This window comes from Mariniflexile jejuense (assembly GCF_042675665.1).
Taxonomy (GTDB): domain Bacteria; phylum Bacteroidota; class Bacteroidia; order Flavobacteriales; family Flavobacteriaceae; genus Mariniflexile; species Mariniflexile jejuense.
In genome coordinates this window covers 214,506-235,867 of record NZ_JBHTJI010000001.1, presented here as the reverse complement: position 1 = coordinate 235,867, position 21,362 = coordinate 214,506, and the positions used below count along the sequence as shown (strand labels likewise).

Sequence of the window (21,362 nt, the reverse complement as noted above, 5' to 3'; positions counted from 1 at the left end):
ATGATGAAAGTATTATTGTTTTCACTTTATAAATTACTTTTAATACCACATCTTTTGGTTTACAACTACAGCAGTAATAAAAAGCTTATAAACCACGATTTGCAACGTTGGGCAGATGCTAAGGAGATAAGCAAATCAAACGTTCAATTATTATTACATTTCTTAACATATTCAAAAGATTTTAGAACCATATTTTATTTTAGAATTAATAGTATGGTTAAACACCTATTAAATATATATTGTCCAAAAGACGCAAGTTTTGTAATTGATATAACAACAAAACTACAAGGTGGTATACTAACAGGGCATCCCTATTGTACCATACTAAATGCCAATAGTATAGGAGAAAATTTTTATGTGAATCATTTGGTCACTATTGGAGAAATTAACGGAAAACGGCCTACAATTGGGAATAACGTGTCCGTCTATACTGGTGCTATTGTTATTGGCGATATTAGTATTGGTAATAATTGCAGTATTGGTGCAGGTGCTGTGGTTACTAAAAGTATTCCAGATAATTGCGTTGTAGTGGGTAACCCTGCAAGAATAATTAAAAAAGATGGCAAAAAATTAATCTATAAATAGAGAATATTACATGTTTGATTTTGTACCAATTAAAGATTATTATAACATATACCTAAACTTATGCCTGGGTTTGGTGTTACTTACCATGCTACATACATATGTCTTAAAAATGGATGATAAAAAAAACATAGCGTTCATACAAGTGGCGGGGTTTGTATTATTAGTCTTTTTAATCGTGTATTTAGGCATGCGCCCCATACATAGAGCTTTTGGCGATACGGTAAATTATAATGTAGCGTTTAATAAATATAAATTAGGAGAAAGCATTGGTAATGAAGCCGATTATTATTGGCATGTATTTATGAAATTCATGTCTCAAATAGTTGATATTCATGTGTTCTTCACCATTTGTGCCTTTATCTATATTTACCCAATGTATCGAATATCTAAAGCATTGTTTTCTAAATATTGGTATTATGCCTTTATTATGTTTGTAGTGTCTTTTTCCTTCTATACCTATGCCGTCAATGGTGTAAGAAATGGTGCTGCTTTATCTTTGTTTTTATGGGGCATTGCTTATAAAGAACGTAAACCTGTCATGATACTGTGTTTTTTAGTGGCTACCATGTTTCATAAAACCGCTTTATTACCTATCATGGCTTATGTAATAACAGGATTTTACAATAATCCAAAAGTGTTTTTTAAAGGCTGGTTAGTAACCATTCCATTGTCATTATTAATGGGCAGTGTGTGGATTAATGTATTTGCAAGTTTAGGGTTTGGAGATGATAGGCTTACAGGATATTTAACAGGAGAAGCCGATGCTGGCAGTTTTTCAAGCACAGGTTTTAGATGGGATTTTTTATTTCACAGCGCATTTGCCGTATTTGCTGGTTGGTATTTTGTTATTAAAAAAGAGTTTAAGGATGAGTATTATAATAGATTATTAAACACGTATTTAATTTGTAATGGCTTTTGGGTGCTAGTGATAAAGGCTAACTTTTCAAACAGGTTTGCCTATTTGTCTTGGTTCATGATGGCTATTGTTATTATTTACCCACTACTTAAACAACAGTTTTTTAAAAACCAACACATCATCATAGGTAAAATTATAGTTGCCTATTTCATGTTCACCTACCTAATGTATTATCTATATTACAAAGGGTTAGATTAAATGTAAATTTATGACAAAAAACAAAATGATTACCGTTTTTACACCAACGTTTAATAGAGCTTTTTGTTTAGGTAATTGCTATAACAGTTTAGTAAATCAAACCTCGCAAAATTTTAAATGGTTAATTATAGATGACGGTTCTACAGATACTACCAAAGCACTTGTAAACGAATGGATTAAAGAAGAAAAAATTGATATAAAATACCATTATCAAAATAACCAGGGCATGCATGGAGGTCATAATACCGCTTATAGCTTAATTGATACAGAGCTTAACGTATGCATTGACTCTGATGATTTCATGCCTATAGATGCTATTGAAAACATAGAAAAGCTTTGGGAAACTAGAGATAAAACACTTAAACTAGCAGGCATCATTGGTTTAGACGCTTTTAAAGACGGTACTATTGTTGAAAAAATACCTGAAACATTTAAATACGCAACCCTGTCTGAATTAGAGGTGGAAAATAAAATTAAAGGTGATAAAAAAGTAGTGCTTAAAACCGACGTCGTAAAGCAATTTCCACCATACCCTATAAATCCTAGTGAACGCTTAGTACCACTTGGCACATTATATTTAATGATTGACCAGCACTATAAATATATATGTACTAATAAGGTGTTTTGTATTATTGAATATCTTGAAGATGGGTCTTCTAAAAATATTTTAAAACAATATAAAAAAAGCCCCAATGGGTTTTTATATTCTAGAGTTTTAGAAATGACCTATTCTAAAAGTTTTTTTTACACCTTTACAAGGGCTATGCATTACGTGTCGTCTTGCCTTTTTTTAAAAAAATGGATGTTTAATAAACATAATCCTAAAAAATTAATAACACTTTTGGCACTACCCTTTGGGATTGTCTTACATATGTATATAGTATTTAAAATTAAAGACTAAAAAACAGCACTAAAACAAATAACAATAAAACGTCAGTTCAGCTAATTTTTTGAGGAACGTAAAAAATGGTATCAAGAACCTTATCAGTTCGAGTGAAATGTGTAGGTATGGAGCATTTTGTATCAAGAACCGCATAGGTAAGTCTTAAAAACATATATAATAATGAAAGTTTTACAACTAATCAATAGTCTGGCCACAGGAGGTGCTGAAAAGCTAATATTAGAGACAGTACCTTTATTAAACAAAGCTGGAGTAGCATCTGATGTAGCCGTTTTAAATGGCACACAACATCCTTTTTTTCAGGTTTTAAGTAAAACGAATTGTTGTAAAATGTATGTGCTAAGCAATACATCGGTTTATAATCCATTATTAATTTTTAAAATCATACCGCTATTAAAAAAATATGATATAGTGCATGTACACATTTTTCCTGCATTATATTGGGTAGCTTTTGCAAAATACCTCAGTTTTTCAAAAACCAAATTAATTTATACGGAACATAGTACATCAAATAACAGAAGAAACAAAAGCCTATTTAAACTTTTAGACAAATTAGTTTACCGAGCATATAACAAAATAATAACCATTGCACCCGAAGTAGATGCCAATATTAAAAAACATCTAAATTATCATGAAAATAAGTTTGAATTAATTCAAAATGGGGTCAATTTAGATATAATACATAACGCCAAACCCATATCTAAATTTCAGTTTGGTGTACCCATTACAGATAAAACAAAATTATTGATACAAGTAGCATCGTTTCGCTATCCTAAAGACCAAAAAACAATTATCAAAGCATTAACAAAATTACCCGATAATATTGTGTTATTATTAGTTGGTGATGGGCCACTAAAACAAGAATGTCAAGACTTAGCGAAAGCATTAAATGTAGCACATAGGGTTCTTTTTTTAGGTATTAGAATGGATGTCTTTAACTTATTAAAAACAGCAGACATCGTTATTTTGTCGTCGCATCACGAAGGATTATCGCTATCTTGTATAGAAGGAATGGCTTCGGGTAAACCTTTTATAGCAACTAATGCGCCAGGTTTAGGAGATATTGTTAAAGGAGCTGGTGTACTATGCAATATCAATGATTATGAGAATTTAGCCTTAGAAATACATACATTATTAACAAATACCAAACACTATAATGAGGTAATTGCAAAATGCATGGAAAGAGCCAATCACTATAATATAACACATACAATTAACAAACAAATAGCACTCTTTAAAGAGGTATTAAAATCTTAAGTATAATGAAAAAATATTTAATTAGATTAGATGATGCTTGTGAAACGATGAATTGGGAAAAATGGCTTAGCATTGAAAAATTGTTCGACAAATATCAAATTAAACCATTAATAGCTGTTATACCTAATAATGAAGACACTTCTCAAAAAATAGATCCTCCCAATGAAAATTTTTGGCTATGGCTAAAAAAATTAGAAAAAAAAGGTTGGGAAATAGGATTACATGGTAATGACCATGTATATCGAACAAATCAAGGCGGTATTAATCCCATCCACCAACGATCAGAATTTGCTGGACTCCCATTAAACATTCAAAAATCTAAAATAAAACTAGGGTTTACAAAACTAAAAGAAAAAGGATTTAACCCTAAAATATTTGTAGCGCCCAGTCACACTTTCGATTTAAACACGTTAAAAGCCTTAAAAAACGAAAGTTCTATTAGAATCATTTCAGATACAATGGCAAGGTATCCTTATAAAAAACACGATTTTATATTTATACCCCAACAAGTTGGAGCTGTAAGAAACATACCTATCTCAGGTACGTATACTTTTTGCTATCATCCTAACACGATGAATGAGACAGATTTTAAGCATTTAGAAAGTTTTATAAAACCCAATAAAAATCAGTTTTATTCGTTTAACAATTTAGATTTAGCGAATGTAAAAAATAAGTTACTCACAGATAAGCTATTGTCATATTGCTACTTTAAGTTTAGGAAGTTATTCAGATAAAAAAGGAGGTTTAAAAAAACCTCCTTTTTTACAACACTTACCATCTTATTTTTCATTACAAGTATTATTATTTTCTATAATAACAGAAGTTGATAGACTAACGTTAGCTGCCGTTTTAATGCATTGTACGTTCAATGGCGTTTTGGAAGGATAGGTAGTAATGATATTATCTTTAATAACACTATTGGGTGCATCTGTATAAAATAATACGCCACTTTCTCCAATATTGGCATCAATTTTATTATTCATCAAAGTTATATTCTTTGCCCCTTCTAATTGCACATCACCAAAATCATTATTTAATATTTTAATTGAATTTCCATAAATTGAATTGGTTGGTGCTCCTGTAGTAGAACTACTTTTAAAACCTCTCACTGTATTATTTTGAACAATAAAATTGGCATCTGATGTTTTATTCCAAATATTACCCAAAGAAAGGGCAAAATTGGCGCCTTGCTGCATATTTATTGTATTGTCTGAAAGAGTTACATTTTCCATTGTGTTCATTGATAATACTGCTCTGCTTGTCGCCTTTATTATATTATTAGATATGATTGAGTTAGAAAGACCTTTAGCTTCATCAACTGAACCTGCTCCTAAAGATATACCTATCGATCCTTCAAAGTAATTATCATGAACATTCACCCCATTCCCAGCAACATTAATAGCTATTTCTTTCGTTTTAACAGTGTTACCATAAACCTCGTTTTTTACAATATCCGTTCTATTATGCGTTTCTGCACTTCCAGCGCCAATACTACCATTAGTAATAATATTATTTCTAATGATTACCCCATTCACTGTATGATAAGAAACGCCACAATCTATCATTTCATTATTTTCTATAATTATGGGTCCGTCACCATGTGAAATTAAAAAACCTCCTGCATTTGGGTTTTTAGATATGTCTCTAACATATTGTTTACTATTTCTAATAACAACGTTATTTACTATCTGATAAGGTTTTAAAGGTTCAATATCAATATTACTAGATGGTGCAGCTGCATTTGATTTCTCGGTGTTTATACCACCATCAATAAAAGTACAGTTTTCAACAACAATATTTCTACCATCAGTAATTGTAAAATTAATTCTTCTATTCGAATCAAAAATACAGTTTGTTATCTTTATGTCTCTAGAAGGAACATAAAGTGGGTCATATGCTAATCGATAACTTTCAATAGCTAAACCATCTTCTGTAGCATTACTCATGTGTACGTTGTCTATTAGTATATTAATACCTGTCTTGATTCTTATGGTATGGCTAGGGGGTAAATTATCTTTTCTATCATATAAATCTCTATCGCCATGTAAATGACCACCAGTAACAGTAACGTTTTCAACGTTTTGAATAATGATTAAAAACGTAGCATAACTATCTACAGATGGAAAAGCTCTTAAATGGGTATTATCTGTCATAACCAAATTAAAATTGGAAGGTAAAATAATATTGTGGTTTTCATAACCAGTAGTACCATAGAAAAACGCATCTAGTTTGTCTATTTTAAGGGTATTAACCCCTAAACTTTTTATTTTTGTAATAATAGATTGAATGATATTACTGTTTTGTTTAGCAACATTCATTGGAACATTTCCTTCAACAATACCCCATCGACTTGGTATAAAATCAAAAACAGGATCTTTCATAATAGGTTTAGAACCTGTTAGTGTTAAGGTATTATTTAAAAGCTCACCAGAAATAGTGGTATTATCAGCAAATTTAAGGGTACCATTTACAATATCACCACCTTCGTATACCAGTGTTACACCTGATGGTAAAGTAATGGTATTGCCTCCCAAATCCATAACACAATTAATAATGACGGTGGCATTAGGCTGTACCGATGTTAAAGTAAAATCACATGGTGTTGTTACTGGTGATGGAATAGATGTATCATCAGTTCCTGAAGTGGTATCCTCAGGTGTTGTTGGTTCGGTTATAGCAGTATCTTCTACAAATAATTCCTCATTGTTACATGAGGTTAATAATAGCATCATGCTAAAAATAAAAAACATAGGTTTAATAATCATTTTCATAAGTTCTCTGTTTGGGGTATTATTATTAAAGTATTCAATATTAAAATTTAATTTACAAACATCGTCGAAGTGATTTGTTTTTTCGACGAAATGCTATTTTATTTTCAAAAAATAATCGTTAAAATGTAGTTTTGTATCGATAATCTGAATTTTATATTGAATTAAACCTATATACGAGGCACTTTAATATTTGGATGTTTTTTATTAAAATTTTTTTTTGAAATGCAAAAATAAACAGAAAAATGAAATAGCTAACTACTTGTTAATAAGTGCTAATAACTTTTTAAGTAGCAAATAACAAAGTATTTTTAGGCATTAGGAGTTTTGCCAATTAAAGTAATTAATCACCTAACACTCCTACCATCATTGCGAAGTAGCCAGTATCGAGCGCAGTCCAGATAAAGCAATCTCACAATAAGTAATGCCAAATCAAAAAACACTAAATAATAATTCTTCCGTCATTGCGAGGAAGGAAGCAATCTTTCAATAAATAATACATAAAAAATTACTATGAATTATTTTTACAGGTATAGCCAAATAGCCCGTATCGAGACAGTCCAGATAAAGCAATCTCACAATAAGTAATGCCAAATCAAAAAACACTAAATAATAATTCTTCCGTCATTGCGAGGAAGGAAGCAATCTTTCAATAAATAATACATAAAAAATTACTATGAATTATTTTTACAGGTATAGCCAAATAGCCCGTATCGAGACAGTCCTGATAAAGCAATCGTTTATAGATAAGAATGAATATACTACAAATTAATGCACCATACCTATCCTAAATCAAGCTAGCATACGCCCACATGGTCGCAGCCTACAATGAAATATCGAGGGTAAAAATGTCATGGAATTAATTAAGGGTTTAAGCCTATTTACTACTATTAATCATAGCGCATACTTCGGTGTATGGCAAATCCATATAATCACAAAACTCTTTAATGGTAATAGGTCTTGGAGAAGTAATAAGGTTAACTGCCTTAATGGTACGTACTAAATTACTAGAATAAGAATTACTCTTACCTAGAATAATTGAAATTTCTTTGGGATAAATACAGAATCGATTCATTGCTATTAATGTTTTTATGGCGTTCGTAAACGGGGTTTTTAAAGGGTTTTGTAGTAATCATAATCATATTTATTAGTTAATTAATGTGCTTCAAAATTAAACATAATTAATATATTAACACAAAAAGACTTATAAACATTTAGTATAAGTTCTTAACATTTAATTGATATTAATCTCACAATTAAATAGATGCGTTAAAAAACAATGAAAACTCAGCACTGGCCTGTTGTTGTAAACAAAAAATCAAACAAAAAAACAAAGTAAATAATAGGTATGTGCAAATGTGTTTTATAAAACAAGTGCCAACAATTTGTTAATAACTTACTTAAAAGTTACCTCGACTATAACGTAGCAAAACTTACCCAACCTCCTAGGTAAAGCGTAGATAAAGCGTAGATAAGGCATAGATAAGGTTACCCAATGTTAAAATTCCTAAAACGCCAGAAAACAGCAAAATCGCCAAATATTCCAGAATTTACAAATACAGCAATTTTCACATAAAACAACTAAAAATTATTAAAAAGCCAATAATACCAAATTTTACACAACCAAAAAACAACACCCCATACTTTTGAAAAGTCATTCAGAAATACCAAAGGCTTAAAGGAGCTCATTTAAAAATTTAGTAGCTGTTTGCAAAAAAGTTTAATAATAATCACGAGTCTTAAAAATAACGGACTCATAAAACGTTTAGAAATCATGGCAAAATTAAAAAGCCTTATTAAAATTGAAGGAACCTTAGATGGTATGACCTTCTACAAAGGAAAAAATGGCTACTTAGTTCGTACCAAAGGTGGTATATCAAAAAGTAGAATTGAAAACGATCCTGCATTTGTGCGAACACGCGAAAATGGAACCGAATTTGGTAGCATAGCTAAAAGCGGTAAACTATTAAGACAAACACTTACACCAATGCTGGTCGATATTAAAGACCCAACGGTTACGGCACGCCTTATGAAGGTGATGGGACAAGTTAAAAATACCGATACAAGTTCTACCAGAGGTAATAGAAATGTAGCTACTGGCTTAGCTACACCAGAAGGAAAAACTAGTTTGCGTGGGTTTGACTTTAATAGTGGGGCAAACTTAAATTCGGTGCTTTTAGCCGATTACGAGTTGGATTTAATAACAGGAGCTATAAACATTCCTACTTTATTACCTAAGCAGCAAATAAGTGCACCTAGTGGAGCAACCCACGTAAGCTTTACAGCTGGTGTTGCCCTTTTAAATTTTGAATTAAACCAAAAAGAATTGCAATTTAGTTCAGAAATTAACCTACCATTAAACAACACGGTAACAACGGTAACGGCAATACCACCAAGTGTACCAACAGGTAGCGGACAAACACTATTTTTGTTTAAAATGAGTTTCTATCAGGAAATAAACGGTGTACAATATGCATTAAATAATGGTGCGTTCAATGTGCTTCATATTTTAGAAATCATTTAAACACAAATCTTTAACAACCTTTTGATTAATTGATAGCTTGTAGCCTGTTGTTGCAAGCTATTATTTTTTTTTACAGAATAACCACTTTAAAACATTCAAACTTTTAAACAAAATAATCCAATCATCGCAAAAAACAGGCACTAAACAGACTTTCTGTTAAACAATAAAATACTTTTATATATTTGACTGAGTTTTTACAAAATTAGCTCCAAAGCAAAGAATGAAAAAAATAATTCGAATAACAACTGTAGCTGCATCACTTCGTGGATTACTTAAAGGACAGTTAAAGTTTATGTCTAAACATTATGAAATGATAGGTATAGCATCAAGTCTTGATGGATATTTAGATGAAATTGGAAAACTTGAGGGCGTAAAAACGATACCTGTTGAGATGACTAGAAAGATAACACCATATAGAGATTTAATTGGTGTTTTTAACCTTTATAAAATATTTAAAAAAGAAAGACCTGAGATGGTACATACGCATACTCCAAAAGCAGGTACTCTAGGAATGATTGCCGCTAAATTAGCTGGTGTTCCTAACCGATTGCATACAGTTGCAGGTTTACCTTTGTTAGAAGCTAAAGGGTTTAAACGTTTTATATTAAATATTGTCGAAAAATTAACATACAGCTGTGCAACAAAAGTATATCCCAATTCTTTTGGGTTATATGACATTATATTAGAACAAAAATTTACAACTAAAAACAAATTATCGGTTTTGGCTAATGGGAGTTCCAATGGCATAGATACAAAACATTTTAGTCCTGAGCATTTCAATTACGAAACTAAAAAATCCTTGAAAAAGAATTTAAATATTAGTGATGAAGATTTTGTTTTTTGCTTTGTTGGCCGACTTGTAAAAGATAAAGGTATTAACGAATTAATTAATGCTTTTAAATTATTAGAAGAAAATAATACGAACATCAAATTAATGCTTATTGGAGAGTACGAGGACAATTTAGACCCATTACTTCCTGAAACTATGACCACAATCAAGGGAAATAAAAACATTTTATTTACGGGCTGGGTAGATGATGTAAGACCTTATTTTTCAATATCAAATTGTTTAGCATTTCCTAGCTATAGAGAAGGGTTTCCTAATGTGGTTATGCAGGCTGGAGCCATGAAATTACCTTGTATTGTAACCAATATTAATGGTTGTAACGAAATTATTTCTCAACCTGAAAACGGCATCATTATACCTGTTAAAGATACAGACGCATTATACAATGCTATGAAAAACATGTATGCCCTAACCAAAGAACAACAAGTAAAAATGGGTGAAACGTCTCGAAACATAATAGTATCTAAATTTGAACAACAGTTCGTATGGAATGCCCTTTTAGAAGAATATCAAAAGTTACTTAAACCATAACACAAAACACACCAATTAAAACCAAAATATGTACCTACTTTTTTTTAAACGTCTAATTGATTTTTGTTTATCTTTGATAGGCTTGTTAGTATTAGCACCTATTTTTTTAATTGTAACTATATGGCTTTTTTTTAGTAACCATGGCAAACCTTTTTTTCTACAACAACGCCCTGGAAAGAACGAAAAAATTTTTTCTATAATAAAATTCAAATCAATGAACGATAAAAAGGATAGTAATGGTAATTTATTACCTTATGAACAGCGTATTACAAGTGTTGGTAATTTTATTAGAAAGTATTCAATTGACGAAATCCCACAACTTATCAATGTGTTAAAAGGCAATATGAGTATAGTAGGCCCAAGACCGCTGTTAGTAGAATACCTACCCTTTTACAACGACTTACAAAAAACACGACACAAAACAAAACCAGGAATAACAGGTTGGGCGCAGGTAAATGGCAGAAATGCAATTAGTTGGCAACAAAAATTTGACTTAGATATATGGTATGTTGAAAACCAGTCCTTTAGTTTAGATTTAAAAATCATACTACTTACAATCAAACGGGTAATTAAAAAAGAAGGTGTTAATAGCTCAGAAACCTTGAATATGCCACTTTTTAAAGGAAATAGTGTTAACTAATATGGAAACACAAAAAGAAAATATCATTGTATTTGGTGCATCGGGGCATGCAAAAGTAGTTATTGATATAATTGAAAAAGAAAACAAATACACCATTGTTGGCCTTATAGATAGTTTTAAACCAAAAAACTATACCATTCTAAACTATAAAATTTTAGGCACAGAAAATGATTTGCCTATATTAATGAAGGAATTCAATTTTAAAGCTGGTATTATAGCCATAGGCGATAATTGGATACGCAGGCAAATGTATGACAAAATTGTTAGCGTAATACCCGAGTTTGAGTTCATAACAGCCATCCACCCCATGGCTTCTATTGGTAGAAATGTGAAAGTAGGAAAAGGTACTGTAATAATGCCCGGAGCTATTGCTAATATTGATTGCCAAATAGGCGATTTCTGCATTCTAAATACAAAATCATCACTAGACCATGATAGTGTTATTCATAAATTTTCAAGCTTAGCACCTGATGCAACAGTAGGTGGTAATGTAAAAATTGGAGCTTACAGTGCTATTTGCTTGGGTGCTAGAGTTATACAAGATATTACCATTGGTAAGCATTCTGTAATAGGTGCTGCTGCCATGGTAAATAGAGATATTGGAGATTATAAAATGGCTTATGGTGTACCTGCTAAAGTTATAAAATCAATTAAGCAAGGTGAAAAATACCTGTACCATGTTGAATATTTTGCAAAAGAAAAGTTTTCAACTACCAATCAAATTAATTTAGAAGTTATTACAGGAAAAACGGGTTGGGATAATTTACTTAAAGAAATAGAGGCATACGATTTTTATCATACCTACGATTATCATACGCTATCTAAATCTGAAAACGAAATTCCAATTTTAATAAAATACACCGAGAAAGATACAATGATAGCCTTACCTCTATTAGTTAGAGATATTCAAGGTACCAATTATAAAGATGCAACCTCAGTTTATGGCTATGCAGGACCTATTTGTAAATGCGATTTAAAATCTTTTGACAATAGGAATTTCAAAAAAAGCTTAATTGAATATTTTATAAAAAACAACTTTGTATCCATATTTTCAAGATTAAATCCCTTTTTCACTTGCCAAAATGAGGCACTTAAAGGTATTGGATCAATTTACCACCAAGGTAAAGTTGTAAATATAAATTTATTGCAAGATTGTAATATTCAACGGCAAAATTACCAAAGCCGTTTAAAAACACATATAAACAAGGCAAGACGAATGTGTTCTATAAAAAAAGCAATAACACAAAACGATATTGATGAGTTTAAAGCTATTTATTTTGAAAACATGGATAGAGTGCATGCAAAAAGATATTATTACTTTAGTGATGCCTATTTTAATAAAATTATAAATAGTGATGATTTTGAATCTGAAATCTTATTGGCTATAGACAATGAAACAGGGCAAACAATAGCTGGATGCCAGTTTATTTTAACAAATGGCATTGTGCAATACCATTTATCTGGAACAAAAAACGATTTTTTACATCTAACCCCTACAAAATTGTTGATTGATGAAATGCGACTAATAGCATCTCAAAGAGGCTGTAAATTTTTTAATTTGGGTGGCGGCTTAGGTGGTAGTGATAACGACTCATTGTTTAATTTTAAATCATCCTTTTCAAAAGATTTCAAAGAATTTGATCTTTGGAAGTTTATTGTTAATGAAGAAATATATAATGAGTTGGTATTGAAAAAAGGTGTAAATTCAGAGTCCGATTTTTTTCCACTTTATAGATCCTTAGAAGATTTAAACATAAGTTTGTAATTGTTATCAGCCACAAACAAAATGTTGCCAATGTGTTAAAATAAGCTACAAAGTCATAAAGTTTTTATGCTTATTATTTAATTAAAAAATATAATAATATATTTGACATAAACCTTTTGGTTTTCCCTAATCAAAAAGAGTAATAGCTTAAAGTATTCATCATTTTTAAAATTTTGAATAAAAAAATAATTAACACATTTCAAATAAATATTTGAAACTTAGAATGAGTTATTACAATTTATTACTTGCAATTTCTAAAACACTAGGCGATTCATTTTACGTATTGCACGAAGAAAACTACCTAAAAAATATTCAAGATTTACAATCGGCATTTCATAAACAATACAATAAAGTCATTATAGGGTATTCGTATAAAACAAATTACATCCCTAAATTATGCCAAATTGCAAAACAAAATGGTATTTATGCTGAAGTAGTATCAGAAATGGAGTTAGAATTAGCATTAAAATTAGGATACAACTTTGATAAAATAATTTTTAATGGGCCTTTAAAAAAAGAAAAAGATATTGAAAAAGCCCTTTTAGGAAACAGCATTATAAATTTAGACTCTTATTCCGAGCTAGATAGTGTTGAAAATATTGTTAAAAAATACCCTTCAAAAACATTTAAAGTAGGCTTGCGTATTAATATGTCTTTAGTTAATAAAGATGGCGAATCGGCTATACAAGAAGGTTTAGATGTAGGTCGATTTGGTTTTGATACAACAAATGCCGAATTTTTAAACGCAATAAACCGATTGAATAATCTTGGAGTTGTTATTAATGCCTTGCATGGGCATACATCATCATCCGATAGAAGTTTAAAAAATTTTGAAACGATAACCAAAACATTATGCAACGTTAGAAACCATTACAATTTAAATAATATTAAGTATTTTAATATAGGTGGTGGCTACTTTGGCCCTATGCCTAAAGGCTTAATAAACCAAACAACGCCTACATTTGAAGACTATGCAACTACAATTTTTAACCAATTAAAAACAGATGCATGGTTTACAGAAAACCAACCTTACGTTATTTTAGAACCAGGCGTTTCTGTAGTATCAAATGCCCTATCCTTTGTTTCAAAAATAATGGATATTAAAAAAATTCGAAATAAAAACTTTTTACTAATTGAAGGTGGTGTGTACAATATAAAACCTACATTTCATAAAATAAACTTACCCTTTCAATTAATATCAAAAGAAACTAAAACCACAAATAATAACGAAAATTTTGATGTGGTAGGTTCAACATGCATGGAAAAAGACCTAGTACTTAACAATGTATCAATTAACAACCCTAGCGTAAATGATTTTATTCAAATAAATAATGTAGGTGGTTACACCATAGTAAAAACACCAAATTTTATAAATTACGTACCCGCAATTATATCAATTAATACAGAAAATGTATATAATATCATTAGGCACAGGCAAACTATTAATGATTTAATTGCCACCTACGTTTTAAATTAAACAATAGTTACAAATAACAAATGCTATATAAAAATATAATTAAAAGACTTATAGATTTTGTTGCTGCAGCCATAGGGTTAATAATAGCGTTCCCTGTTATGGTTTTAATTTATATACTACTTAGAATAGTACATAACGAAGCACCATTTTTTTACCAAAAACGAGCAGGAAAATACGGAAAAGAATTTAAAATAATAAAATTCAAAACCATGAACAGTTTAAAAGATGCAAATGGCATGCTTTTACCAGATGCAGATAGAATAACAAAACTAGGTGGCTTTTTAAGAAAAACATCTTTAGACGAGATTCCACAACTTATAAATGTTATAAAAGGAGATATGAGTTTAATTGGGCCAAGGCCACTATACATGAAATATTTACCATATTACACTGCAAAAGAACAAGTAAGACATACCGTAAAGCCAGGCATTACAGGGTTAGCACAAATATCTGGAAGAAACCTTATTGGTTGGGATATGCGATTAAAAAAAGATATTGAATACGTTGAAAACCTATCACTTAGTTTAGATATAAAAATTTTATTAAAAACAATTCAAAAAGTAATTTTAATAAAAGATGTTGCAATAGATGAGGTTTCTGGTATTTTTGATTTAGACGATGAAAGAAAAAACAAAACGATTAAAATTAATTAATGTACCTATATAATGAAACAGAATATACTATTCACTTGTGCAGGTAGGCGTAATTATTTAATTAATTACTTTAAAGAGGCACTAAATGGTAATGGCAATGTTATTGCAGCAGATCAAGATTTACTAGCACCAGCTCTTGTAGATGCAGATATTGCAATGCAAACACCCAATATTTATAGCGACACATACATACCTACATTAATTGAAATATGCAAAAATAACAACGTTACTGCACTTATTACACTAAACGATTTAGAGCTTCCTATATTATCAAAAAACAAAGCAGCTTTAAAAAAAGAAGGCGTAAAAGTAATTATATCAAGCGAAGAAGTTATAGATATTGGTTTTGATAAATTAAAAACCTTTAAGTTGGCCAAACGCTTAGGCATACATACCCCAAAAACATATACAAATCTTAAAAATGCTATCAAAGCCATTAACGCGGGCGAATTAAAATACCCACTAGTAATAAAACCTCGATGGGGAACTGGATCAATTTGTATAGAGTTTCCTGAAACACTAGAAGAATTAAAATTAGCATTCAAATTGCAAAGAATAAAAATAAAAAAAACTATACTAGATAACGTAAGTAAAAGAGATTTTAAAAATGCAATTCTAATTCAAGAAAAACTTGAAGGTAGTGAGTATGGTTTAGACATAGTAAACGATTTAAAAGGCAATTATTTTGGTACCTATGCTAGATTAAAACTGGCTATGCGTTCTGGTGAAACAGATAAAGCTGTATCCGTAATAGATAGCCGCATAGAACAACTTGGAAAAAAAATTGCTGAAGAATTAAAGCACATAGGCAATATGGATTGTGATGCCTTTCTTGTTGGAAACACATATTATCTGCTTGAAATAAATCCACGTTTTGGAGGCGGCTATCCATTTTCGCATGAAGCAGGTGTTAATATAGCTGCTATAATTCTAGAGTGGTTAAAAGGTAAAAAAAGTGAAAGTCTTACACATTTAGTAAACTATAAAAGTGGTGTTGTGTTTTCAAAATGTGACAGATTGTTACATGTTAATGAAGTAACTAGTATTAAAATGAGTTAATGAATAAATTTACTTAACACTTAAACTTAGGAAATTACCTATTAACGAAATGCATAACAATACCTCTAATATTAGTAGTATTTTTTTTAACTTAGAGCTGCTGAAGGTATTGTAAATATTGATATTTATACTATTAGAAATCAGTATTTTAAAACATTCTAATTTATGATTTATGTATTTTAATAAATAAATCAGGACATAATAACATAAGATAAAATGCAAAAGTGATGTCATTTTATGTTTTTTTAATTTAAATACTAGCTTTGAGTCATAATAATAATCCCTTCATATCAGATACATTTTCAGAAATTTGGAAAAAAAGGTTTGCCAACCCTAAACTAATAAAATCGTTTAGCTTCATTAAAAACCTTACATTTTTCAAACACCCCTTTCTGCCCTTTTACACCAATGTTGGCAAAAACTTAACCAAAGGTGTCTCATACACACTTGAACAAAACACTTCTAAAGATTTTAAAAAAAACACACTTTTAATTTATGATGTACCACAATATTTTGAAATTAAAACAACCACAACGTTAAAAAATTTAAGGTTAATAAAAATAAAACAATATCCAGGTTACTTAATTCAACTTAAAAAACATACTAATTTTAATAACTACTTAAAAAGCACTTTTAGTAAAAGTAGTGTTCAAAAATTTAACCGATATAAAAAACGCTTAGAAAGTTGTTTTAATATTGATGAAAAAATGCTAATTGGTAATATAGACAAGGCAGAATACGATAACGTTTTTAATCACTTTAATCATTTACTTACCAAGCGCTTTGAAGATAAGCAAATTACAAACAATAATTTAAACCCTGATGAATGGGCTTTTTATTATGATGTAGTATTCCCTATGATATTAGAAAAAAAAGCGGCTCTTCATGTAATTTATAACAACAACATACCCATTAGCATTCGATTATTATACTTTTCTGATGCTATTATTTTTGATGCCATTACTGTTTTTGATATCGATTATTCTAAATTTCACATAGGAAAAGTATCAATAATGAAAGTATTGGAATGGAGTTTTAATAGCAATTATAAATATTTCGATTTTTCAAAAGGTTATTTTGATTATAAAGAAAGCTGGAGCGATTTAAAATATAATTTTGAATACCATCTGTATTTTGACACTAAATCTTTAATAGCAAACATTTTAGGGAATAGTATAGCAACCTTTTTTAAGTTAAAACAATTTTTAAGAGATAAAGAATTCGATAAAAAATTACACCAACTTACATTTTTATTGAAAAAAGAAAAAGCTTTAAGTTCTGAAACTTTAAAACAAATACCTCCAAATCAGGTTAGTTTAACAGAAACCATGTTAACAAAAATTAATATAAACAATATTGATTATGCATTTTTAAAAAAATATGCTTACAATTTTTTATTTCTAACTACAGAGCATATTAATGATTTAAAAGTTTTTAAATGTAATGATGCCAACCAAAACACCTACTACCTAATAAAAGGTAAAAACAATGAACAACTAATTGGTTAACCATAACCAATTAATAAAATTAGCACAACATAGCGCTTTTATAAGTTAAAGTTTAATAAAAATCAGTTAATCTGTTGCTTACATATTAATACTATTTTTCTTATCAAGAATAATGGCATTTTGTCTAAAAAAGCAAAAACCTATTAAATTTAATGAGTATTTTTAACCTATTATTTACAATGGGTATAACGTATTTTGCAAATGGGTTTAAAAATTACCAACCATAACTTTTTTTCTAACGTGTTTGAACAGCATAAAACAAATGCGTTATATAAAACGGTTTGTAATTCGTTTAATAATACATTGTTAGATAACGATGTGTATTCCGATAACCCACCATTTAATATAACAACCTTTAAGTTTGTTCCTAATTATTTAAATACCACGGTAACTACTAATGTTGCTTGCAGTAAAGTATTCTTAAAACACGGTTATTTAGCAAATTTAAAAGGATACAAAAATATAGACGATTACTTAAAAAAAGATTGTAAGCGAAACTTTAGATATAAAATTTTAAAATCCGTTAAACGCTTAGAATCGTGTTTTGAAATCAATTATAAAACTTATCATGGTGATAATATGTTGTACCAAGAGTACATACATTACATGAATATATTTCACAACATGCTTACAAAACGTTTCAACCAACGAAACGATAGAAATTTAATTCTTGAAAATTGGGATTATTATTTTAAAATAACATATAACTTAATCATAAACAAAAAAGCATCACTTTTTGTAATATTTAATAAACAAGAACCCATAACATTTACATTAAATTTTCATTGCGACACTATTTTATACTTTTCAGTACCAACCTTTAATTTGGATTATTCAAAATTTACACCAGGTAATGTGGCCATATATAAAATTATAGAATGGTGTTTTCAAAACAATTACCAAATTTTCGATATGGGTTATGGGAGTTTTGAAAATAAACTAAGTTGGTGTAATACAACGTACAATTATGAACACCACGTGCTATATAACCCAAAAAATAAAATAGGAAAACCTTATGCGTTTATTTTAAAAAACAAGTATAAACTTATAAATTACCTATTAGCAAAACGTGTAAATTTAGCTGTAAAAAAAATAAAGAATACAATTAAAGGAAGTAATAAAGAATTTCAAATTCCTTATGTGCTTTTACAAATAGAAAATACAGATTTTAATCAAATAAATAATGCCACCAAAATTGATTTAAACCTTGAAAGCAATAATTTTTTAAAAAAAGTAATTCATGATTTTTTATATTTAAATACAGAACATATTAATAACATAACTGTACATAAGTTACAGAATGCCCCAAAGCAATATATTTTTAAAGGAAAAGAAACCATGTCTAAAATCCAATTTACCTACTAGAATGAAACATATTAAAAAAGAACAGTTTATTTGGGATTTTCAAAATAAAGAAATAATACCTAGCTGTTATGAAAACGTGTTTTTTAATAACACAACATATAAAAATGAGTTGTCTTTAGCAAATAAAGAAAAAATAGTATATGTTAGTTTAGTACCATCCTATATAAACTACACACTTGTAAACCAAGAAGATTATAACCAAAAAAAAATACAACACATAGGAAAAGATGGTGCAGGCATATTAATTGATGGAAACTACACTACAGATACCTATTTACAAAAATTTACCAGTAAAAAATTACGAATTAATTTAAAAAGAGGAAAAACACGTTTAGAAGAATCATTCAATATAAAATACGAGTGCAATTTTGGTAGCATAACAGCAGATAAGTACAATTTTTTATTATCAGAATTGCGTATTATGCTTGAAAAACGCTTTAAGGAAAAAAACATAGAAAATATGTTTTTAAAAGAATGGGACTTGCACACCACAAATTTATACTCATTAATAAATACAAAAAAAGCATCATTATTTGTTATATATAGTGATGAAAAGCCAATAAGTATAACTATAAATAATCATATTTTAAATAGTATACTTTACTCTAAAACAAATGCTTTCGATACCGATTATTCAAAATTTGGATTAGGGCAAATTGATAATTATATCCTTTTGGATTGGTGTTTAAAAAATAACTACCATTTTTTAGATTTAGGCTTCGGGATTTTAGAATACAAAAAAAAATGGTGTAACCTTTTTTATAATTATGAGTATCACCTTTACACAAAAAAGGGAAGTTTAACAGCTAGCAGTATAGCATTAATGGAAAGTTTTAAAATAAAATTTAAAAATAACCTTAAAATTTTTAAAATAGACAAAGTATTACAAAGCATAAAATTTATATTCAAAAAAACACCAATTGAAAAAAACAACTCCTCACCTGTCGAAACACTAGAAGTAAAAACTAAAAGTGATGAAATTAATGATGATTTTTTAAAAAATATAAATATAAAAAACAAAAAATTTAAAGCATTAAGGCAACCAATATATAATTATTTGTATAATAGCAAATTGCATGTTGATACTATTGAAACCTATGAAGTAACCAATCAAAAAAACACCTATATAGTCAAAGCTGAAGAAGATATAATAAAAATAAAGGTACTTAGTTATGAGTCTTAAAAAAAGTCATTTTCTAAATGAATTACTAGAAAATCATAAAATTAATGATGCATACAAAACATTGCACTTTACTTTTAATAACACCTTATGTTATGAATTAAATACCGCAATGGATTTTAAAAAAAAAACAGAACCTTTAACACAAATCTACATAGCTTTTCCAAATTTTTTAACCCCTACTTTTAAAAATTCATCCAAAAACACCAAACGCATCGTTCAAAAATACCAAGATAGCTTTGGTATTATATTACCTAACAATATTACAAATATTACCGAGTACCTAAATAGCCATTTTAGCAAAAATTCTAGAACGCCTATTATAAAAAAAATGAAGCGTTTGGAAGCTTGCTTTAATATAAGCTATAAAGTGTTTTATGGCGCGATTGATAAAAAAACATATAGCCATATAATGGATAAAACCCACGCAATGTTAGTACGTAGGTTTAACCAGCGAAATGATGCTAATTTTGTTTTAAATAATTGGAATAAATATGAGGCATTGCTTTTTCCTTTAATAAACAGTGGTAAAGCATCTATTTTTGTAATCTATAACAACGAAACACCAATACAAGTTTCTATAAATTTCCATTATAAAAAAATATTTTTCGCGTACATTCCTACCTACGATATAGATTATGCTCAGTTTGGTTTAGGTAATACAGCAGTTTACAAACAACTCGAATGGTGTATTGAAAACAACTACCAGTATCTAGACATGGGAAATGGCGATTATGATTATAAAAAAAGATGGTGCAATTACCATTACGCGCTAGAAACACATATTCATTACAATCCTAATAACTTGAAATCTAAAATTTTAGCAATAAATGCGTTAAATACAATCCGTATTAAAAACATAGCTAAAGATGTTGTTAATAACACATTTTATAAAAAACTAAAACAACAAATTTTTACTAAAAACAATTCCGACAGACTTGATGTATATGCAAATTACACTACCAACAAAATAGAAAAGCAAGCATTATTAAAAACAAATAATTTAAATAAAATAGATTACAAAACAGTTTCTAACTTTGAGAAAATAAACAAACCGCTTTTCGATTTTTTATATACCACGCAAAATCATATTGATACAGTAACCATATATAAAGACACCAACAATACAACCTACTACATAGTAGGCAGTATAAATGCCATTCAGGTAATTTTTAATTAAATGAAAGG

General features: G+C 29.2%; 18 protein-coding genes. 16 read left to right on the top strand and 2 right to left on the bottom strand.

Annotated elements, in window-relative coordinates:
• The 5 genes from ACFQ1R_RS00995 to ACFQ1R_RS00975 all read left to right on the top strand — a co-directional run bounded on the left by ACFQ1R_RS00995 (position 1) and on the right by ACFQ1R_RS00975 (position 4,591).
• Positions 1 to 585, top strand: a complete 585-nt coding sequence (locus tag ACFQ1R_RS00995) for a hypothetical protein (protein ID WP_379924224.1) — start codon at positions 1 to 3, stop codon at positions 583 to 585.
• Positions 586 to 694: 109 nt separating this feature from the next.
• The gene (locus tag ACFQ1R_RS00990; RefSeq protein ID WP_379924222.1) at positions 695 to 1,699 is read left to right on the top strand and encodes an EpsG family protein; all 1,005 of its coding nucleotides are present in this window, start codon (positions 695 to 697) and stop codon (positions 1,697 to 1,699) included.
• A 10-nt stretch (positions 1,700 to 1,709) separates the two neighbouring features.
• Positions 1,710 to 2,600 carry a glycosyltransferase family A protein gene (locus tag ACFQ1R_RS00985; RefSeq protein WP_379924221.1) on the top strand — a complete coding sequence of 297 codons (891 nt, stop codon included), beginning with the start codon at positions 1,710 to 1,712 and terminating at the stop codon, positions 2,598 to 2,600.
• A gap of 162 nt (positions 2,601 to 2,762) precedes the next feature.
• Positions 2,763 to 3,857, top strand: a complete 1,095-nt coding sequence (locus tag ACFQ1R_RS00980) for a glycosyltransferase (RefSeq protein ID WP_379924220.1) — start codon at positions 2,763 to 2,765, stop codon at positions 3,855 to 3,857.
• A gap of 5 nt (positions 3,858 to 3,862) precedes the next feature.
• On the top strand, positions 3,863 to 4,591 hold the full coding sequence (locus tag ACFQ1R_RS00975) for a DUF2194 domain-containing protein (RefSeq protein ID WP_379924219.1): 729 nt from the start codon (positions 3,863 to 3,865) through the stop codon (positions 4,589 to 4,591).
• Between the two features lie 45 nt (positions 4,592 to 4,636).
• On the opposite strand, the gene ACFQ1R_RS00970 is transcribed toward ACFQ1R_RS00975, so the two are convergent.
• Together ACFQ1R_RS00970 and ACFQ1R_RS00965 are read right to left on the bottom strand one after the other, a co-directional pair.
• Complete coding sequence (locus ACFQ1R_RS00970) at positions 4,637 to 6,628, bottom strand: hypothetical protein (RefSeq protein ID WP_379924218.1); 1,992 nt, start codon at positions 6,626 to 6,628, stop codon at positions 4,637 to 4,639.
• 874 nt (positions 6,629 to 7,502) lie between these two features.
• The gene (locus ACFQ1R_RS00965) at positions 7,503 to 7,700 is read right to left on the bottom strand and encodes a hypothetical protein (protein ID WP_379924217.1); all 198 of its coding nucleotides are present in this window, start codon (positions 7,698 to 7,700) and stop codon (positions 7,503 to 7,505) included.
• A gap of 699 nt (positions 7,701 to 8,399) precedes the next feature.
• Between ACFQ1R_RS00965 and ACFQ1R_RS00960 the strand changes: the two genes are divergently transcribed.
• The 11 genes from ACFQ1R_RS00960 to ACFQ1R_RS00910 all read left to right on the top strand — a co-directional run bounded on the left by ACFQ1R_RS00960 (position 8,400) and on the right by ACFQ1R_RS00910 (position 21,354).
• Positions 8,400 to 9,149, top strand: a complete 750-nt coding sequence (locus ACFQ1R_RS00960; protein ID WP_379924216.1) for a hypothetical protein — start codon at positions 8,400 to 8,402, stop codon at positions 9,147 to 9,149.
• 220 nt (positions 9,150 to 9,369) lie between these two features.
• A complete protein-coding gene (locus ACFQ1R_RS00955) occupies positions 9,370 to 10,527 on the top strand; it encodes a glycosyltransferase family 4 protein (RefSeq protein WP_379924215.1) in 1,158 nt (385 codons plus the stop codon).
• Between the two features lie 28 nt (positions 10,528 to 10,555).
• The gene (locus tag ACFQ1R_RS00950) at positions 10,556 to 11,167 is read left to right on the top strand and encodes a sugar transferase (protein ID WP_379924214.1); all 612 of its coding nucleotides are present in this window, start codon (positions 10,556 to 10,558) and stop codon (positions 11,165 to 11,167) included.
• A 1-nt stretch (position 11,168) separates the two neighbouring features.
• The gene (locus tag ACFQ1R_RS00945; RefSeq protein WP_379924213.1) at positions 11,169 to 12,932 is read left to right on the top strand and encodes a NeuD/PglB/VioB family sugar acetyltransferase; all 1,764 of its coding nucleotides are present in this window, start codon (positions 11,169 to 11,171) and stop codon (positions 12,930 to 12,932) included.
• Between the two features lie 223 nt (positions 12,933 to 13,155).
• Positions 13,156 to 14,409: a hypothetical protein gene (locus tag ACFQ1R_RS00940; protein WP_379924212.1), complete on the top strand. Its 1,254-nt coding sequence runs from the start codon at positions 13,156 to 13,158 to the stop codon at positions 14,407 to 14,409.
• A 20-nt stretch (positions 14,410 to 14,429) separates the two neighbouring features.
• Positions 14,430 to 15,062 carry a sugar transferase gene (locus ACFQ1R_RS00935; protein WP_379924211.1) on the top strand — a complete coding sequence of 211 codons (633 nt, stop codon included), beginning with the start codon at positions 14,430 to 14,432 and terminating at the stop codon, positions 15,060 to 15,062.
• A gap of 12 nt (positions 15,063 to 15,074) precedes the next feature.
• A complete protein-coding gene (locus ACFQ1R_RS00930; protein ID WP_379924210.1) occupies positions 15,075 to 16,121 on the top strand; it encodes an ATP-grasp domain-containing protein in 1,047 nt (348 codons plus the stop codon).
• A gap of 263 nt (positions 16,122 to 16,384) precedes the next feature.
• Positions 16,385 to 17,629: a GNAT family N-acetyltransferase gene (locus ACFQ1R_RS00925; RefSeq protein ID WP_379924209.1), complete on the top strand. Its 1,245-nt coding sequence runs from the start codon at positions 16,385 to 16,387 to the stop codon at positions 17,627 to 17,629.
• 201 nt (positions 17,630 to 17,830) lie between these two features.
• On the top strand, positions 17,831 to 18,994 hold the full coding sequence (locus tag ACFQ1R_RS00920) for a GNAT family N-acetyltransferase (protein ID WP_379924208.1): 1,164 nt from the start codon (positions 17,831 to 17,833) through the stop codon (positions 18,992 to 18,994).
• 1 nt (position 18,995) lies between these two features.
• Complete coding sequence (locus tag ACFQ1R_RS00915) at positions 18,996 to 20,177, top strand: GNAT family N-acetyltransferase (RefSeq protein ID WP_379924207.1); 1,182 nt, start codon at positions 18,996 to 18,998, stop codon at positions 20,175 to 20,177.
• Positions 20,167 to 21,354 carry a GNAT family N-acetyltransferase gene (locus ACFQ1R_RS00910; protein ID WP_379924206.1) on the top strand — a complete coding sequence of 396 codons (1,188 nt, stop codon included), beginning with the start codon at positions 20,167 to 20,169 and terminating at the stop codon, positions 21,352 to 21,354. The genes ACFQ1R_RS00915 and ACFQ1R_RS00910 overlap by 11 nt, the downstream gene beginning before the upstream one ends.
• Positions 21,355 to 21,362 lie beyond the last annotated feature (8 nt).

Coding starts and splice junctions, on each gene's coding strand:
- ACFQ1R_RS00950 (WP_379924214.1), top strand. CDS start 10,556: ATGTACCTACTTTTTTTTAAACGTCTAATTGATTTTTGTTTATCTTTG.
- ACFQ1R_RS00930 (WP_379924210.1), top strand. CDS start 15,075: ATGAAACAGAATATACTATTCACTTGTGCAGGTAGGCGTAATTATTTA.
- ACFQ1R_RS00920 (WP_379924208.1), top strand. CDS start 17,831: ATGGGTTTAAAAATTACCAACCATAACTTTTTTTCTAACGTGTTTGAA.
- ACFQ1R_RS00945 (WP_379924213.1), top strand. CDS start 11,169: ATGGAAACACAAAAAGAAAATATCATTGTATTTGGTGCATCGGGGCAT.
- ACFQ1R_RS00985 (WP_379924221.1), top strand. CDS start 1,710: ATGACAAAAAACAAAATGATTACCGTTTTTACACCAACGTTTAATAGA.
- ACFQ1R_RS00975 (WP_379924219.1), top strand. CDS start 3,863: ATGAAAAAATATTTAATTAGATTAGATGATGCTTGTGAAACGATGAAT.
- ACFQ1R_RS00995 (WP_379924224.1), top strand. CDS start 1: ATGATGAAAGTATTATTGTTTTCACTTTATAAATTACTTTTAATACCA.
- ACFQ1R_RS00935 (WP_379924211.1), top strand. CDS start 14,430: ATGCTATATAAAAATATAATTAAAAGACTTATAGATTTTGTTGCTGCA.
- ACFQ1R_RS00915 (WP_379924207.1), top strand. CDS start 18,996: ATGAAACATATTAAAAAAGAACAGTTTATTTGGGATTTTCAAAATAAA.
- ACFQ1R_RS00960 (WP_379924216.1), top strand. CDS start 8,400: ATGGCAAAATTAAAAAGCCTTATTAAAATTGAAGGAACCTTAGATGGT.
- ACFQ1R_RS00990 (WP_379924222.1), top strand. CDS start 695: ATGGATGATAAAAAAAACATAGCGTTCATACAAGTGGCGGGGTTTGTA.
- ACFQ1R_RS00965 (WP_379924217.1), bottom strand. CDS start 7,700: ATGAATCGATTCTGTATTTATCCCAAAGAAATTTCAATTATTCTAGGT.
- ACFQ1R_RS00910 (WP_379924206.1), top strand. CDS start 20,167: ATGAGTCTTAAAAAAAGTCATTTTCTAAATGAATTACTAGAAAATCAT.
- ACFQ1R_RS00970 (WP_379924218.1), bottom strand. CDS start 6,628: ATGAAAATGATTATTAAACCTATGTTTTTTATTTTTAGCATGATGCTA.
- ACFQ1R_RS00980 (WP_379924220.1), top strand. CDS start 2,763: ATGAAAGTTTTACAACTAATCAATAGTCTGGCCACAGGAGGTGCTGAA.
- ACFQ1R_RS00940 (WP_379924212.1), top strand. CDS start 13,156: ATGAGTTATTACAATTTATTACTTGCAATTTCTAAAACACTAGGCGAT.
- ACFQ1R_RS00955 (WP_379924215.1), top strand. CDS start 9,370: ATGAAAAAAATAATTCGAATAACAACTGTAGCTGCATCACTTCGTGGA.